Source organism: Microbacterium sp. CH12i, from assembly GCF_000685355.1.
GTDB lineage: Bacteria > Actinomycetota > Actinomycetes > Actinomycetales > Microbacteriaceae > Microbacterium.
On record NZ_JHET01000001.1, the window covers coordinates 87,798 to 101,918 of the forward strand.

Genomic DNA, 14,121 nt, shown 5'->3' on the forward strand with positions numbered 1-14,121 from the left:
GTCATCAGCTCCTGATCAGTGCTCGGGGGAACTCAGTGCTCGGGGAACCAGCCGGTCACCGCGGGGGTGAGGTTCTGGTAGATGTGCTTGGCTTCCTGGTATTCGGCAAGGCCGGTCGGCCCGAGCTCGCGCCCGAAGCCGGACTGCTTGAACCCGCCCCACTCGGCCTGCGGCAGGTAAGGGTGGTAGTCGTTGATCCAGATCGTGCCGTGGCGGAGGCGCCGAGCGATGCGCTGTGCGCGACCGGCATCCTGCGACCAGACGGCGCCAGCCAGGCCATAGATGGTGTCGTTGGCGATTTCGACGGCCTCATCCTCGGTGGTGAAAGTCTCAACGGTGACGACGGGGCCGAAGGCTTCATCGGTCACCACGGACATCCCGCGCTGCACCTGGTCGAGAATAGTCGGCAGGTAGTAGAAGCCGTCGGCCATCTCACCCTCAGGGGCTTTGCCGCCAGTGCGCAGTCGGGCGCCCTCTACGACGCCGGCCTGCACATATGCATCGACCTTCTCCCGGTGTGCGGCAGAGATCAAGGGACCGGTCTCGGCATCATCATCGAAGGGGCCGCCGAGGCGGATGGCCTCAGCGCGGCGCACCAACTCATCAACGAAGCGCTCCGCAATCGACTCTTCGACCACGAGACGAGCGCCGGCCGAGCACACCTGACCGGAGTGCACGAATGCCGCGTTCAGCGCGTTGTCTACGGCGGCGTCGAAGTCGGCATCGGCGAAGATCACGTTGGGGTTCTTGCCGCCGAGCTCGAGGGCGACCTTCTTCACGGTCGCCGCAGCGTTCGCGGCCAGAAGGCGGCCGGTCACCAGCCCTCCGGTGAACGAGACCATGTCGACGTCTTCGTGAGTGGAGAGCGGCCCGCCGGCTGTGGCGCCCGCGCCGAGCACAAGGTTGGCGACGCCCGCGGGCAGCCCCAACTCATCAAGCAGGTCCATCATGAGGATCGCCGTGTGCGGGGTCAGTTCGGCAGGCTTCAGCACGAACGAGTTTCCGGCAGCCAGTGCCGGTGCGATCTTCCACGCGGCCTGCAGCAGCGGATAGTTCCACGGTGTGATCAGCGCGCACACGCCAACCGGTTCGTGCTCGATCCGGCTGAGGACATTGGCATCGCCGGCATCGACGATGCGTCCGGCGTCCTGAGCGGCGAGCTTGCCGAAGTAGTCGAAGCACGCCGCGATGTCATCCATATCGATGCGGGATTCGACGAGGCGCTTGCCAGTGTCGAGCGACTCGGCGCGAGCAAACTCTTCCTTGCGCTCGCGCAGGCGTTCAGCGACTTGCAGCAGAAAATCGCCGCGCTGGGATGCCGGAGTGGACGTCCACACTCCGCTGTCGAATGCCTTTCGTGCGGCGTGGATCGCGGCGATCGCGTCGACCTCGGTTGCCTCGTCGACGACGGCCACGAGTGAGCCGTCGGCGGGGCAGCGGATCTCTCTGGTGCCGCCGTCGATTGCTGTGGTCCAGGCGCCGTCAATGAAGAGTGTGGCGGTCATGGGGTCTCCTTCGGAGTGCTTGCATCAGAGGTGGAGTTAGTGTCGGAATCGGATTTCGGTTCCAGGAAGTCTCCCTGCCAGTCGGTGATCACCGGCAGAGCTTCGGTGAAGACCGGTTCCGGCACGTCGACGGTGAGTCGCAGGTACTCCAGGTGGGATTCGTAGCCGCTCAACACGTCGGTAATCAGCTGATCGGCCGTGTAGCCGTAGACGTCATAACCGCGTGAGCCGGTGGCAGCGAAGGGTTCGATTCGGAAGTACTGTCCCGATTCGCTGACGCTCCGGTAGGCGAACGTTGGCAGCTCGTGGGGAACAGGGTAGAGCTGGTAGGTGAAGTTCTCGCCGTCGGCGAAGGGGACGGACAGCACCAGCGAAGGCATGTCTAGACCGTCGATGTCGAGGCGTTCGACGGTTGCCTCGGCGCCGGCCGCGCACAGCTCATCCGCGACATCCTGCAATGCAGGCGCTGCCACCGCGTCGAGGTAGTTGATCGCCTGCGCACGCCCGGGGAACGTGGTCGAGCGCTTCAGGCGCTGGCGCCAGTTCGTCTGCGTCGGGCCGAAGCGTCCAGGGATCGTGGCGAGGTAGCCCGCACGATGATGTTTCTCGGCTCCCAGCGCGCGGTATAGCGAGATCATCACCAGGTACAGCAGCAGTGAGACGGGCAGGCCGATGATGAGCGTGGCCGCCTGCAGCGTCGGAACGCCGCCGACCAGCAGCATGCCGAGAGTCAAAAGCCCGGTGGCCACGACCAGAAGATGCGCAACATCTTCCCGGCATCCTGCTGGGGGTCTTCCATCTTGGACGTCAGGTTCGCGAGCACCAGTGCGCCGGAGTCTGCGGAGGTGACGTAGAAGAGCAGTCCGGTCAGCAACGCGACGCCGAGCACGACGGGGGCAGCCGGATACTGCTGCAGCAGATCGAAGAACGCGCGCTCCGGGGTGTTCACCGCAGATTCCGCGAAGGCCTTATCGCCGCCCAGGATGAGCTCGAGAGCGGAGTTGCCGAAGACCGAGATGAAGATCGCGATGAACGCGAACGGGATCACCAGCACGCCGACGATGAACTGGCGCAGTGTCCGGCCGCGCGAGATGCGCGCGAGGAAGAGTCCGACGAACGGCGCCCAGGCAATCCACCAGGCCCAGAAGAACAGTGTCCATGCCTGCATCCAGTCGTCCGGGCGGCTCCACGCGAACGTGTCCATGAGCATGCTGGGGAAAGCGGCGAAGAAGTCGCCGACGTTCATCACGAGACCGTCCATGATGCGCCGGGTCTGGCCGGTGATCGTGATCCAGATCAGCAGGGCGATGGCGAGGACGACGTTTGCCTCGGACAGGCGCCGGATGCCCTTTTCGACGCCGGAGACGGTGGAGATGGTCGCCATCGCTACGGCGAGCACGATCAGCGCGATCTGCATCGAGACACCATCGGGGGTGCCGAACAGTACATGCATCCCGTAGCTGAGTTGCACGACGCCGATGCCGAGGGTCGTAGCGATGCCGAATACGGTGCCGAGCACGGTGAAGATGTCGACGCTGTGTCCGACCCAGCCGTTCGTGTACTTGCCGAAAATGGGAGCGAGGACGGAGCGGATGGTCAACGGTTGGTTGCGGCGGTACGCGAAGTAGGCGAAGGCTGCGCCCATCAGCGCGTACATCGCCCAGCCGACGGGGCCGTAGTGGAAGAACGTCCAGACGATCGCCTGTCGGGCGGCCGCGATGGTCTCACCTGCGCCCGTTGGCGGATGCATGTACTGCGCGGCGGGTTCTGAGACAGCGAAGAACATCAGATCGATGCCGATGCCCGCAGCAAAAAGCATCGACGCCCAAGTGAACATGCTGAACTGCGGCTTCGAGTGATCGGGCCCGAGTTTGGTGCGGCCCACCGAGGAGAACGCCAGGATCAGCACGAACACCACCACGATCGCCGCGGTGAGGACGAAATACCAGCCAAAGTTGGTCGAGATCCACACCACCATGACGCCGATGACTTCACCGGCTTGCACCGGTGCGAAAATCGCCCACAGCGCGATCGCCAGGATCGCTGCCGCCGATCCGATCAGTACAGGCCAGCGGGGCGGCGGTACGGCGCTCTTTCGCGTCGAAAGGACAGGGGGTGCGGTATCTTCGGGCATCACATCAGTTCCGTCGAGTATCGGCCAGTTAAAGTCATCTTCAGTCACGTTCTGGCACCGAGGATAGCAAACTGCGTCATTGCGGATCAGATGATATTCGCGAGCACCTCTGCGGTATTGCTGATCGTGATCTGCGGCGGATAGAGCCCCATCACCTGGATTGCTGCGGCATGGTTCTCTGCCGTCGAACCAGCGCACGCATCGGCGGCAACGGTGACGTGCGCGCCGGCATCCGCTGCGGCCAGCGCCGTTGAAATCACACAGCAGTCCGTCGAGACTCCGCTCAGCACTACGTGTGCCCCGCGACCGACGATCGCCTCGATTTCTGCACCCCACTTGCCGAACGTCGGCAGGTCGAGCGTCTCGCGGCGGCTCAGCGCGGCAGCCTCCGGAACCAGCTCGAACAGCGGATCGGTCGACGGCTGATCTGCGAACGGCCACGCTGCGAAGTACTCGCCCCACGAGGTGGAGCGATCAGCTGTCGGCATCCATCTGGTCACGAGAACGCGCTCGCCGAAAGCATCCGCGAGCGCACGAATTCTCGGCATCACATCGGCGAAGAACGGCGAACCCCAGGCTGAATCCGGCGAGGCGAAGATCGCCTGCGGGTCGATGATGACGAGCCATCCGGTCCCGGACGAAGGGTCAGGAACCGGCGTACTCACGCCTGCTCCTGACGACGGATCTTCCGAGCCCGGGCGAAGTACGTCACCACGAACGACAGCACGAGCGCGAAGAAGACGCCGAGGTTCGCGTATGCCCAGTCGCCATCCTTACCTCCGATGAGCGGGAGGAGGTAGCCCTGCCAGTTATTCCAGGCGGCGTCTTCGGCAAACAGGTTCACGACGAGTCCCCAGCCGATGACCGAGGTGACGACCATCGTGATGATCGACGTCCAGTCCCACGCGCCGTAGCGGCCGTTGGCGTCGAACAGCGCCTCATCGTCGTAGTCCTTCTTGCGTCGCAGAATGTCAGCGATGAGGATGCCGGCCCATGATGCCAGCGGCACGCCCAGGGTGATGAGGAAGCTCTGGAATGGACCGAGAAAGTCGGTCGCGAAGAACACGACATAGATCGTGCCGATCGTGAGGATGACACCGTCGATCGCCGCTGCAGACGGGCGAGGAATGCGGATGCCGAGGCTCAGCAGCGTGAGTCCGGAGGAGTAGATTCCGAGCACCGCGCCGGAGACGAGCGCGAGCACCGCGGTGAGTAAGAACGGTACGAGCACCCAGACCGGGAGAATCGCCGCGAGAGCGCCGATTGGGTCTCCGGCGATCGCGTTCAGCAGATTCTCGTCGGAGCCCGCGAGCAGCAAACCGAAGACGACGAGAATGACCGGGGCGACTGACCCGCCGATCGTGTTCCACGCGACGATCGCGCCGTCAGATGCGGTGCGTTTCTGGTAGCGCGACCAGTCGGCGGCGATGTTGATCCAGCCGAGACCGAACCCGGTCATGACCATCACCAGTGCACCGATGAGCTGACCGAGGCTGCCGTCGGGGAGCGCCATGACCGCGGCGAAATCGATGTGCGAGAAGGCGAGGATGACGTACAGGATCGTGACGGCGCCGGTGACCCAGGTGAGTACCGACTGAAGCTTCATAATCGTGTGATAGCCGAGCACGGATGCTGCGACGATGAGCGCCGCGACGATCACGGTGGCGGTGATCTTCAGAGCGACGCTGTCGCCGTCGCCGCCGAGCTGGGTGATGACGGTCGCAGTGGCGAGTACCGCCATGATCGCCAGAAACGTTTCCCAGCCGATCGAGGTCAGCCACGAGACGATGCCGGGGACTTTCTGCCCGTGCACGCCGAACGCCGCGCGCGAGAGCACCATGGTCGGCGCGGAGCCGCGCTTGCCGGCAATGGCGATCAGGCCGCACAGCAGGAACGACACCACGATGCCGATGATCGACACGATCGTCGCCTGCCAGAACGAGATGCCGAAGCCGAGCACGAACGAGCCGTACGACATGCCGAACACCGAGACGTTCGCCGCGAACCACGGCCAAAACAGGTCGCGGGGCTTCGCCGTGCGATCAGACTCGGGGATGACCTCGATGCCGGCGCGTTCGATCAGCCCCGGTGCTGCTGCAATCTTCTGGCTCATGCCATCATCCTGGCACTGCCGCGCCTGCGTGGGGTTAGGCGGTGAAGAAGGATGCGGCGACGCGTGTCAGCGCGTCGAGGTCACTGACGCCGGCGAGCTCACGAGCGGAGTGCATTGAGAGGATCGGAATGCCGACGTCAACCGTGCGGATTCCGAGCCTGGTCGCCGTGATCGGACCGATCGTTGACCCGCAGGGGACGGCGTTGTTCGAGACGAACTCTTGAGAATGGACTCCCGCGGTGGCGCACCAGTTCGCCCAGGCGGCTGCGCCTAGAGCGTCCGTCGCGTAGCGCTGGTTGGCATTGATCTTCAAGATCGGGCCCGACCCGAGCAGCGGCTGCACAACCGGATCGTGCTTGTGCGCGTAGTTCGGGTGCACTGAGTGACCGACATCGCTGGAGAGACACCAGGATGCCGCGAACGCGCGACGCTGTTCAGAGGCATCTGCGCCCAGGTCGGCGTAGATCCGCGCGAGAATGTCTTCAAGGAATGGGCCTGCGGCGCCAGAGCGAGAGTTCGAACCCAGCTCTTCGTGGTCGAAAGCCGCGAGGATCGCGATGCCCTGGCCCTCAAATTCGTCCGCGGCCAGTGCCGACAGTGCGACTACGCCAGCATGCACGGATGCCAGATCGTCGAGCCGACCACTGGCGAAGAACGCGTTGTCCTTTCCGAACACCGCACCCCGAGCAGAATCCGCCACAACGGCGTCAAATCCACGTATATCTGCGGCGTCCACGCCAGCGGAAGAAGCAAGCTCACCGAGCAGGTCTTCTGCGGTCGGATCTCCCAGGCCCCACACCGGTTGGGTCTGGAACTGCTTGTCGAGCGCGAGGCCGGTATTCGCCTCGCGATCCAGGTGAACCGCCAGCTGGGGAAGGCGGAGCAGTGCACCAGTATCGGAGAGCACGACACGGCCGTCTGCTAGTGCGAGGCGGCCAGCGAGGCGCAGTTCACGGTCAAGCCAGGAGTTGAGCAGCGGGCCGCCGTAGACCTCGACGCCTGCCTGGAGCCAGCCACGGGAACCGGTCGTCGGCTTCGGCTTGAGCTTGAAACCGGGGGAATCAGTGTGGGCACCGAAAATCTGCGCGGATGTCGTGGCTGCGGCATGCTTCGGTACAGCCCAGGCAATCGCAGCGCCGTCGCGCACAACGACGAAACGGCCGCCGGCTTGTGTCGGCCACGCGTCCTCCTCGCTCAGCCTTACGAAACCGGTGTTCTCAAGGCGTCGTGCGACCTCTTCGGCGGCGTGATAGCTCGAGGGGGATGCTGCGACGAAATCGGCGAGATCCTCAGCGTGCGACAGGGCGTGCGGCGTAACGGGCATCCTTCGATCGTAGCCGCGCGTCAGGGCGAGTCAGCCGAAGTTCACCAGGCCGGCATGCGCCGCCGCGACGATGATCTGCACGCGGTCGCGCACCTGCCATTTCGACATGATGCTGCCGAGGTGGGCTTTTACAGTGCCCTCAGAGACGATGATCGCCCGCGCGATCTCAGCGTTCGACATGCCCTGCGTCAGGCAGTGGAGTACTTCTCTCTCGCGTTCAGTGAGCGGGGCGAGCTGATCCGTCTGCCTGGCTGCGGCAGATTCGGTCTCGCGCACGTGCTTGACGAGCATCGACGCGATCCTCGGCGACAGAGAACTGGCGCCGTTGTAGACCTCGCGTACACCCGCGCGAATGCTCTCGGCGCTGGAGTCCTTGAGCATGTACCCGGAAGCGCCAGCGCTGAGCATCGGAAGCACGGTATCGCTCCCTTCGAGGGTGGTCACGGCCAGTATGCGGATGTCCGGCCAGCGCTGCGCGATGGCTGCGGTCGCTTCGATACCGTTCATCTCCGGCATCTGCACGTCCATCATGATCACGTCAGGAATGTCCTGCTCCACGAAGGCGATCGCTTCGAGACCGGATTCGGCTTCGCCGATGACCTCGATCTCTGCATCGCGCGACACGAAGTGCGAGAGCGCTGAGCGCACCAGCGGATCGTCATCGACGATGAGAACACGGATTTCCGGCATGAGAGAAGCCTAACCGCCAGGAGGGTTGTCGCGGATGCCCTAGACCTTTGGTCAAAAAAGACTGTCCGGTAGTCAGATGCGCTGACGCTTGTTCACCGAGAAGATGAGTTTAGACATTCGACGTAAGACCTAATCTTGGTGGTGAAAACTATGACTTTCTGGCAAATGATGGCGAAGGCCTTCGGTTTCTAAGGCTAACGCATTTGGCAAATAGGAGATACTGAACCATGGCTTTCGGTCGGTTACTCCCGGATGGCTCTGGCTTCCTTCGACTGACGCGAGCCGGGGCGCTGAGCACTCTTGAGCGTGTCGTGATGCTCGTGGTGATCGGCGGCGTCATCGCCGTCGACGTCTCCAGCCTCGTCCTCTCCTATAGCCCCAGCCTCTTCCAATCTGTTCTTAGCATCGCGACCTCGATCGTGTTCGCGCTGTACCTCTGGTCGCCCTGGGCGGCCACAATCTCGCTGGGAATCGTGTTCGCGGTGTCGTTCATCGCGGGTACGGAATCCGAGTCGATCTTCGCCGCTGCTGTGGCGGTCGGACTCGTCATGCGGTTGGGCCGAACTGCGCTCATCCTTTGCTACATCGGTGCCTTCCTGGTGGCGACCGCGATCGTCGCGTACGGCGACACCGACGCTCCAGTCACCGTCGGCGCTTACCTGATCATCGCGACAGTGGCGGGAGCAATCGGGCTCGCGCTCCGAATCGCCCTGGACAAGGGACGAAGGCTAGAGCAGGAGCTCGCGGAGCGAGCCGAGCACGAGCGTGAAGCGGTCCTCGCCGAGCGCCGTTGGATCGCCGGCGAATTGCACGACAGCATCGCGCATCACCTCACCGTCGTCGCGCTGCATGTTCAGATGCTCGATGATGCCGAACGCAGCCGTGACTCGCAGGAAGCGATTCGTGTCGCCGCGAAAACGGCGATGACGGATCTACGTTTCGTGATCGAACTCGCAGATGACGGGCCACGCTCGTCCGCAGTGCACTCTGGCGACCTCGCGACGGCGATCGACGAGGCCCGCAGCGAGATCGAGGCCGCCGGGCATCGGGTGCGCATCGAGGGAGCCCCGCGCGATGAGCGTATTCACCGTGCCGGCGAAATCATTCTTGCTCGCGTCATGCGCGAATCAACGACGAACATTCTCAAATACGCAGGCGCAGGAGAAGTCAGCATCCGATTGGATGTCGATGACGAGTCACTGAAGTTGGAGATCTGCAGCCCGCTTTCAGAGACGCCCCGACGGGATCTGCCCTCCAGCCAGACTGGCGTGAATCGGATGGCAGAGCGCGTGCTCGGTGCCCACGGCGAGTTCAGTGCTGGCGCAGACGATGGCCAATGGCGCGTGTCGGCACTGTTGCCGATCAAGTGAAGTTGCCGATCAAGTGAAGATCTAGACAAAGGTCTAGGGTGTGCGGGACCTTCGGGCCTACTGGCACGTACCGCGTATCCGTATCGTCAGAGGTACCCCAGATAGGCGTCCCCAGCGCCTTGGTTATAAAGCGTCCCCAGCGCTTTGATCGCGGGCGCGACTCTGACGTTCTCGCGCTCGCGATCCTCGCTGTCCAGGCCCGTTCCTGCCATTCACATCCGGATGCTATGTTGACGCCTGATAGTGCCTAGGGTTCCGGGGTTTACGCCCGACTGGTCCGAGCGGCACCACGGTCTATCCCCACGGATGGCCGTCATCTGACAGGACAAAAGCCCGGAGGAGCCCGTTCGTCGCGCCCGCTGGCGAACAGAAGGCTCCCGTGTCATTTCTTGCCCTTGTCCTGGTCTTCTCCGCAGCCGTCACGCACGCCACGTGGAACATCATTGCCCACGGAGTCAGCCGTGCCGGCATCCCATTTCTGTGGTGCGGTGCGGTGGCTGGCGCCGTCATCTGGGGTGCTGTCATCCCGTTCACCGGAGGGCTGCACGAAAGCGACCTGGCCGGGTTCTTCCTCGGTGTTGGCGTTTCGGGTGTGCTGCACGTCGCCTACATGCTGGTGCTGCAACACGGCTACCGCGTAGGAAACCTCTCCACGGTGTACGCAACCGCGCGTGGCAGCGGGCCGTTCCTGGCGGTGATCGCCGCGATCCTGCTGCTCGGGGAACGTCCGTCGGTGTGGGCACTGGTCGGGGTGCTGGCGATCATCGGCGGTGTCATCGCGCTCGGACTCGTCGACATGCCGCCGCGCGGTAACGGACGTCGCGGATGGGATCCATCGATCGTGTTCGGTCTGCTCACTGGCGTTGCCATCGCGACGTACACGATCTGGGACACACACGCCGTGCGCGAGTGGTCGCTTGCGCCGGTGCCGTACATGGTGGGCACCTGCCTCATGGAGATTTTCGTCTATTCGTTCATGCTTCGGCGTCGCTGGGGCGCGACGCTGGCATTCGCGAAGCTGGAGTGGCGCCGCATCCTGGTGTTCGGATTCCTCTCGCCGCTGTCCTACATCCTCATCCTCATCGCGGTGACGATGGCGCCCGTCGCGCTCGTCGCGCCGCTGCGCGAAGTGAGCGTCGTACTGGTCAGCCTCTTCGGCGTCCTGGTTCTGAAAGAGTCGAAGCCGGGGTGGCGGCTGGGCGCATCGGGAATTGTGGTGGCCGGCATCATATTGCTCGCACTTTGACGGGGAGTAGAGCATCTGTTGTTCACCCGGGCGAAGGGTCGGTGAACGGGAGGGAAACTCTCCCGAGTTCGGCGCGGATGCCTTTCTGGCCGGTGTCAGAGTGGCAAGTGGATCCCCCTCGCTCACTCTCGAAAGGCCGTCATGAAGACTCGATCGGTGACGGCCGTCGAGCTCGTCGTCGTCGGCTCGGGGATCGTCGGTCTGGGTGCCGCTTACGCCGGAATTCGTCGCGGTCTGCGCGTCGCTGTCGTCGATCGCACGGCAGAACCGGTCGGCGCGACAATCCGCAATTTTGGACACCTCTGCATCGGCGCACAGACGGGCCTTGCTCGCGAATTCGCCGACGCCTCGCGTGACATCTGGCTGCAACTCGCGACCGACGCCGGGTTCTGGGTGCGGGAGTCCGGCACGCTGATCGCCGCGCGCCACGAAGACGAGTTCGCCATCCTCGAGCGAGCATCGGAAGACGGCGACTTGCGAATGCTGGATGTCGACGAGCTGCTTCACCGTGCTCCGCTCCGACGAGACGCGGTCATCGGCGGTGCAGTCATCGATTCTGATTTGCAGACGAATCCCCGTGAAGCATCGGGCGCGATCGTCAGACACCTCGCGTCCCTCGGTGTTGAATTCTTCTTCCGCACGGCCGTTACCGAGGTTGCTGCATCTCGAGTGCAGACGACGCGCGGTGCGATCGATGCTGGGCTCGTGGTTGTCGCTGTCAATCACGACGTCGACCAGCTTTTGCCGGAGCTCGCAGAACGCGCCGGCGTCGTGCGCTGTGCGCTCGACATGATGCGGGTCGCCGCCCATGTTCCACGCCCGCTCGACGCGCCGCTGCTGACCGGGTGGTCGCTGCTGCGGTACGGCCGCTTCGGCGCGTTCGCCGAGACCGCTCGTCTTCGTGAACGGCTGCACACCGAGCGCCCCGACCTGGCCGCGCTCGACCTGAACCAGATGTACACCCAGCTACCGGACGGCTCGTTCATCATCGGCGACTCGCACTCTCGGGGTATCCAGCCGGGGCCATTCCAGCCCGAGTCGGCCTTCGAAGCTTTCCTTGATGAGGCGGCTTCTCTGTTCGACGTTGAGCGCTTCCGCGTGCTCGAGCGCTGGCAGGGCATCTACGCTTCCGGGCCGAACGAGTTCCTTATCGAGGAGCCAGAGCCGGGGCTGCACGTGATCGCGGCGACGACGGGGATCGGCATGACGACGGGGCTGGGACTCGCGGAACGCACACTTTCATCTGCATTTGACCGGGCATCGCAGCCCGCACAGGGAGGAACCCCATGACCAACATCGAACTCGTCGTCCTCGACATGGCAGGAACGACCGTCCGCGACGACGGCGTCGTCGAGCAGGCTTTCCAGCGTGCCGCAGAGCGCACCGGCGTCGCCGAACGGATGCCGTGGGATGAAGCCCTGGAGTACGTACGCGACACCATGGGCATGTCGAAGATCGATGTGTTCACGCACCTCTCCGGCGGAGATATTGCCAGAGCCGCCGCCGCCACCGCCGCGTTCGAGGGCGCATATTCCGAGATCGTCGCTGAGCATGGTGTGGCTGAAGTTCCCGGCGCGGCGGACGCCATCTCTAACTTGCGGGATGCAGGCCTCAAGGTCGTGCTGACCACCGGTTTTGCACCCGTCACTCGCGATGCGTTGCTTGACGGGCTCGGCTGGCGCGACCTCGTTGACCTCGCACTGTCGCCGGTGGACGCCGGCCGGGGGCGCCCCGCACCCGACCTGGTTCTCACGGCGCTGTTGCGCACCGGCACCTCGTCCGTGCGCGCGGTAGCTGTGTGCGGTGATACCAGTAGCGACGTCGAGAGTGGCCGTCGGGCTGGTGCGGGTTTCGTCGCCGGCGTCCTCAGCGGCGCACACGATCGAGCCACACTGATCGTTGCCGGCGCTGACATGGTGCTCGACGACGTCACTGCGCTGCACGCCGCACTCCGGGCGCGCACCCTGCTGGACGCAGCTTTCGCCGGAACGTCCTGACATGCGTACCCTGCTGCCGCATGAAGAGCGCCACGATGTGACGCTGCGCCCGTCGGCGGTCGCGAAGGTCTGGCTCGGCGTAGGCCAGCCGCACGAGACTGTTGCCGTGCCAGGTGTGGCGCTCAGTGGTGGCGACGTGCTGGTCGCGATCGAGCTGTCGACCGTGTGCGGCTCTGACGTGCACACGGTGCAGGGCCACCGGTCCGCACCGACACCGCTGGTGCTCGGGCACGAGAGCGTGGGCCGTGTCATCGCTATCGGCGACGACGGTGCAGTGACCGCGGACGGCACTGTCCTGCACATCGGCGACCGCGTCGTGTGGTCGGTCACCGTGTCATGTGGCACGTGCGATCGCTGCGTTGCGGGCTTCACACAGAAGTGCCGGTCACTGGCGAAATACGGTCATGAGCGCATCGGACCCCGATGGGAACTCACCGGCGGATTCGCCACGCACGTGCATCTACGCGCAGGCACCGCGATCGTGCGGGTGCCAGAGGCGTTGCCCGCCGCAGTACTCGCACCGGCGTCGTGCGCAACGGCCACGGCCTGGGCCGCCGTCACCCGCGGTTCGGCGGGACGCAGCCTGGAAGGCATCCGGGTGCTGGTCTACGGCGCGGGGCTGGTCGGGCTTTCCGCCGCCGCGATCGCAGCGGACGACGGTGCCGAGGTGACGATCGTTGACCCTTCGGCCGCGCGACGCACTTTCGCAGAGCGATTCGGAGCGACTGCGCTGATGGAATCAGCAGGGCCGGCGGACCTCGTCATCGAAGCATCCGGCCACGCGGTAGCTGAGTCGATCGCAGCGGCCGGCATCGGCGGAACCGTCGTCCTGGTCGGTAGTGTCTTCCCCGCTGATCCGGTGCTGCTCGATGCGGAAAGTCTGGTGCGGCGACTGGTCACGGTGACCGGGGTGCACAACTACACCGGGCGTGACCTCGCTGCAGCCGTCGCTTTCCTCGCCGGTCGCGGGCGTGCCTTCCCGTTCACCGACGTCGTCGGTGCGGTGCATCCGTTGGATGACGTGGATGCTGCGCTCATCGCGGCATCCGCACCAGGCGCGCCGCTGCGCGTCGCCCTCAACCCGCGCTGAATCTGTCGCGCAAGCCGTCGGTTGACTCGTCTCGAGTGAGGAGGGGGACGAGTCGCGCGGCGGCGAGCAGTGCAGCCGTCGGGACTGTCGCCAGCGCGAGACCGGGTTGCACGATACTGGCCGCGACTAAGAGTGCCCCGCCGGTAAGCCACAGCAAATAGGCGGCACCTCCTCGCAGCGGCGGTGCGGATGCTGCGAGGGCCGCGCCCGCGAGAGCGAGAAGTGCGCTGATGCCCACAGCGATCAGCCAGACGCCCGGCCACGTTTCGCCATCCGGCAGCGGATCCGTGCGGGCGAGCGTCACCGAGCTCAGCCAGCCGAGTGACCACAGCAGCGGTGCGAACGCGAGGACTGTAAGAGCGCGGCGCCGAGTGCGCTCCAACCTCGCGCCCAGCACCACGAACACACCGATCAGCAGCGACAGACCAGAACCGAAGAGCAGGGCGAGGCCAGGGAAGAGGTAGCCGATACCATCGGTGCACATCCAGGATCCGGTGGCTTCTCCCATCGTGCCGAACGAGCATCCGACGTGCAGTTGCTCGCGAAGCATCCCGACGGCTTGGACCGACAAGATCAACGCCAGAATGCCGCCACCGACCAGGATGAGCACCCGCGCGGTGCGTGAGGGCTTGGAATCGGCGATCATCATGCC

General features: G+C 64.6%; 13 protein-coding genes. 5 read left to right on the forward strand and 8 right to left on the reverse strand.

Annotated elements, in window-relative coordinates; translation table 11 throughout:
• Window positions 1–32 precede the first annotated feature (32 nt).
• From DC31_RS00525 to DC31_RS00550, 7 genes are read right to left on the reverse strand one after another with little or no spacing between them, the layout of a single operon-like run.
• Window positions 33–1,505 carry an aldehyde dehydrogenase family protein gene (locus tag DC31_RS00525; RefSeq protein WP_036275799.1) on the reverse strand — a complete coding sequence of 491 codons (1,473 nt, stop codon included), beginning with the start codon at window positions 1,503–1,505 and terminating at the stop codon, window positions 33–35.
• Window positions 1,502–2,254 (reverse strand): BCCT family transporter, encoded by a 753-nt coding sequence (locus DC31_RS18900; RefSeq protein WP_235201246.1) that lies wholly within the window; start codon window positions 2,252–2,254, stop codon window positions 1,502–1,504. The genes DC31_RS00525 and DC31_RS18900 overlap by 4 nt, the downstream gene beginning before the upstream one ends.
• The gene (locus DC31_RS18905; protein ID WP_235201247.1) at window positions 2,236–3,687 is read right to left on the reverse strand and encodes a BCCT family transporter; all 1,452 of its coding nucleotides are present in this window, start codon (window positions 3,685–3,687) and stop codon (window positions 2,236–2,238) included. Before DC31_RS18905 ends, DC31_RS18900 begins: the two co-directional genes overlap by 19 nt.
• Window positions 3,688–3,725: 38 nt before the next feature.
• Entirely contained in the window at window positions 3,726–4,304 is a 579-nt protein-coding gene (locus tag DC31_RS00535) for a cysteine hydrolase family protein (RefSeq protein ID WP_036275803.1), read from the reverse strand.
• On the reverse strand, window positions 4,301–5,752 hold the full coding sequence (locus DC31_RS00540; RefSeq protein ID WP_036275804.1) for a purine-cytosine permease family protein: 1,452 nt from the start codon (window positions 5,750–5,752) through the stop codon (window positions 4,301–4,303). The genes DC31_RS00535 and DC31_RS00540 overlap by 4 nt, the downstream gene beginning before the upstream one ends.
• 34 nt (window positions 5,753–5,786) lie before the next feature.
• Window positions 5,787–7,076, reverse strand: a complete 1,290-nt coding sequence (locus DC31_RS00545; RefSeq protein ID WP_036275807.1) for a M18 family aminopeptidase — start codon at window positions 7,074–7,076, stop codon at window positions 5,787–5,789.
• 30 nt (window positions 7,077–7,106) lie between these two features.
• Window positions 7,107–7,766, reverse strand: a complete 660-nt coding sequence (locus DC31_RS00550; RefSeq protein WP_036275809.1) for a response regulator — start codon at window positions 7,764–7,766, stop codon at window positions 7,107–7,109.
• A gap of 227 nt (window positions 7,767–7,993) precedes the next feature.
• On the opposite strand from DC31_RS00550, the gene DC31_RS00555 reads away from it, so the two are divergent.
• The 5 genes from DC31_RS00555 to DC31_RS00575 all read left to right on the forward strand — a co-directional run bounded on the left by DC31_RS00555 (window position 7,994) and on the right by DC31_RS00575 (window position 13,469).
• Window positions 7,994–9,136, forward strand: coding sequence for a sensor histidine kinase (locus tag DC31_RS00555; protein WP_036275811.1), 1,143 nt, complete (start codon window positions 7,994–7,996; stop codon window positions 9,134–9,136).
• 379 nt (window positions 9,137–9,515) lie between these two features.
• A complete protein-coding gene (locus DC31_RS00560) occupies window positions 9,516–10,382 on the forward strand; it encodes an EamA family transporter (RefSeq protein ID WP_036275813.1) in 867 nt (288 codons plus the stop codon).
• 141 nt (window positions 10,383–10,523) lie between these two features.
• Complete coding sequence (locus DC31_RS00565) at window positions 10,524–11,672, forward strand: TIGR03364 family FAD-dependent oxidoreductase (protein WP_036275816.1); 1,149 nt, start codon at window positions 10,524–10,526, stop codon at window positions 11,670–11,672.
• On the forward strand, window positions 11,669–12,379 hold the full coding sequence (locus tag DC31_RS00570; protein ID WP_051606271.1) for a phosphonatase-like hydrolase: 711 nt from the start codon (window positions 11,669–11,671) through the stop codon (window positions 12,377–12,379). Before DC31_RS00565 ends, DC31_RS00570 begins: the two co-directional genes overlap by 4 nt.
• Before the next feature lies 1 nt (window position 12,380).
• On the forward strand, window positions 12,381–13,469 hold the full coding sequence (locus DC31_RS00575; protein WP_051606272.1) for an alcohol dehydrogenase catalytic domain-containing protein: 1,089 nt from the start codon (window positions 12,381–12,383) through the stop codon (window positions 13,467–13,469).
• Here the strand turns inward: DC31_RS00575 and DC31_RS00580 are convergent.
• On the reverse strand, window positions 13,456–14,118 hold the full coding sequence (locus DC31_RS00580; RefSeq protein WP_036275817.1) for a hypothetical protein: 663 nt from the start codon (window positions 14,116–14,118) through the stop codon (window positions 13,456–13,458). The genes DC31_RS00575 and DC31_RS00580 overlap by 14 nt on opposite strands.
• Window positions 14,119–14,121: the final 3 nt, after the last annotated feature.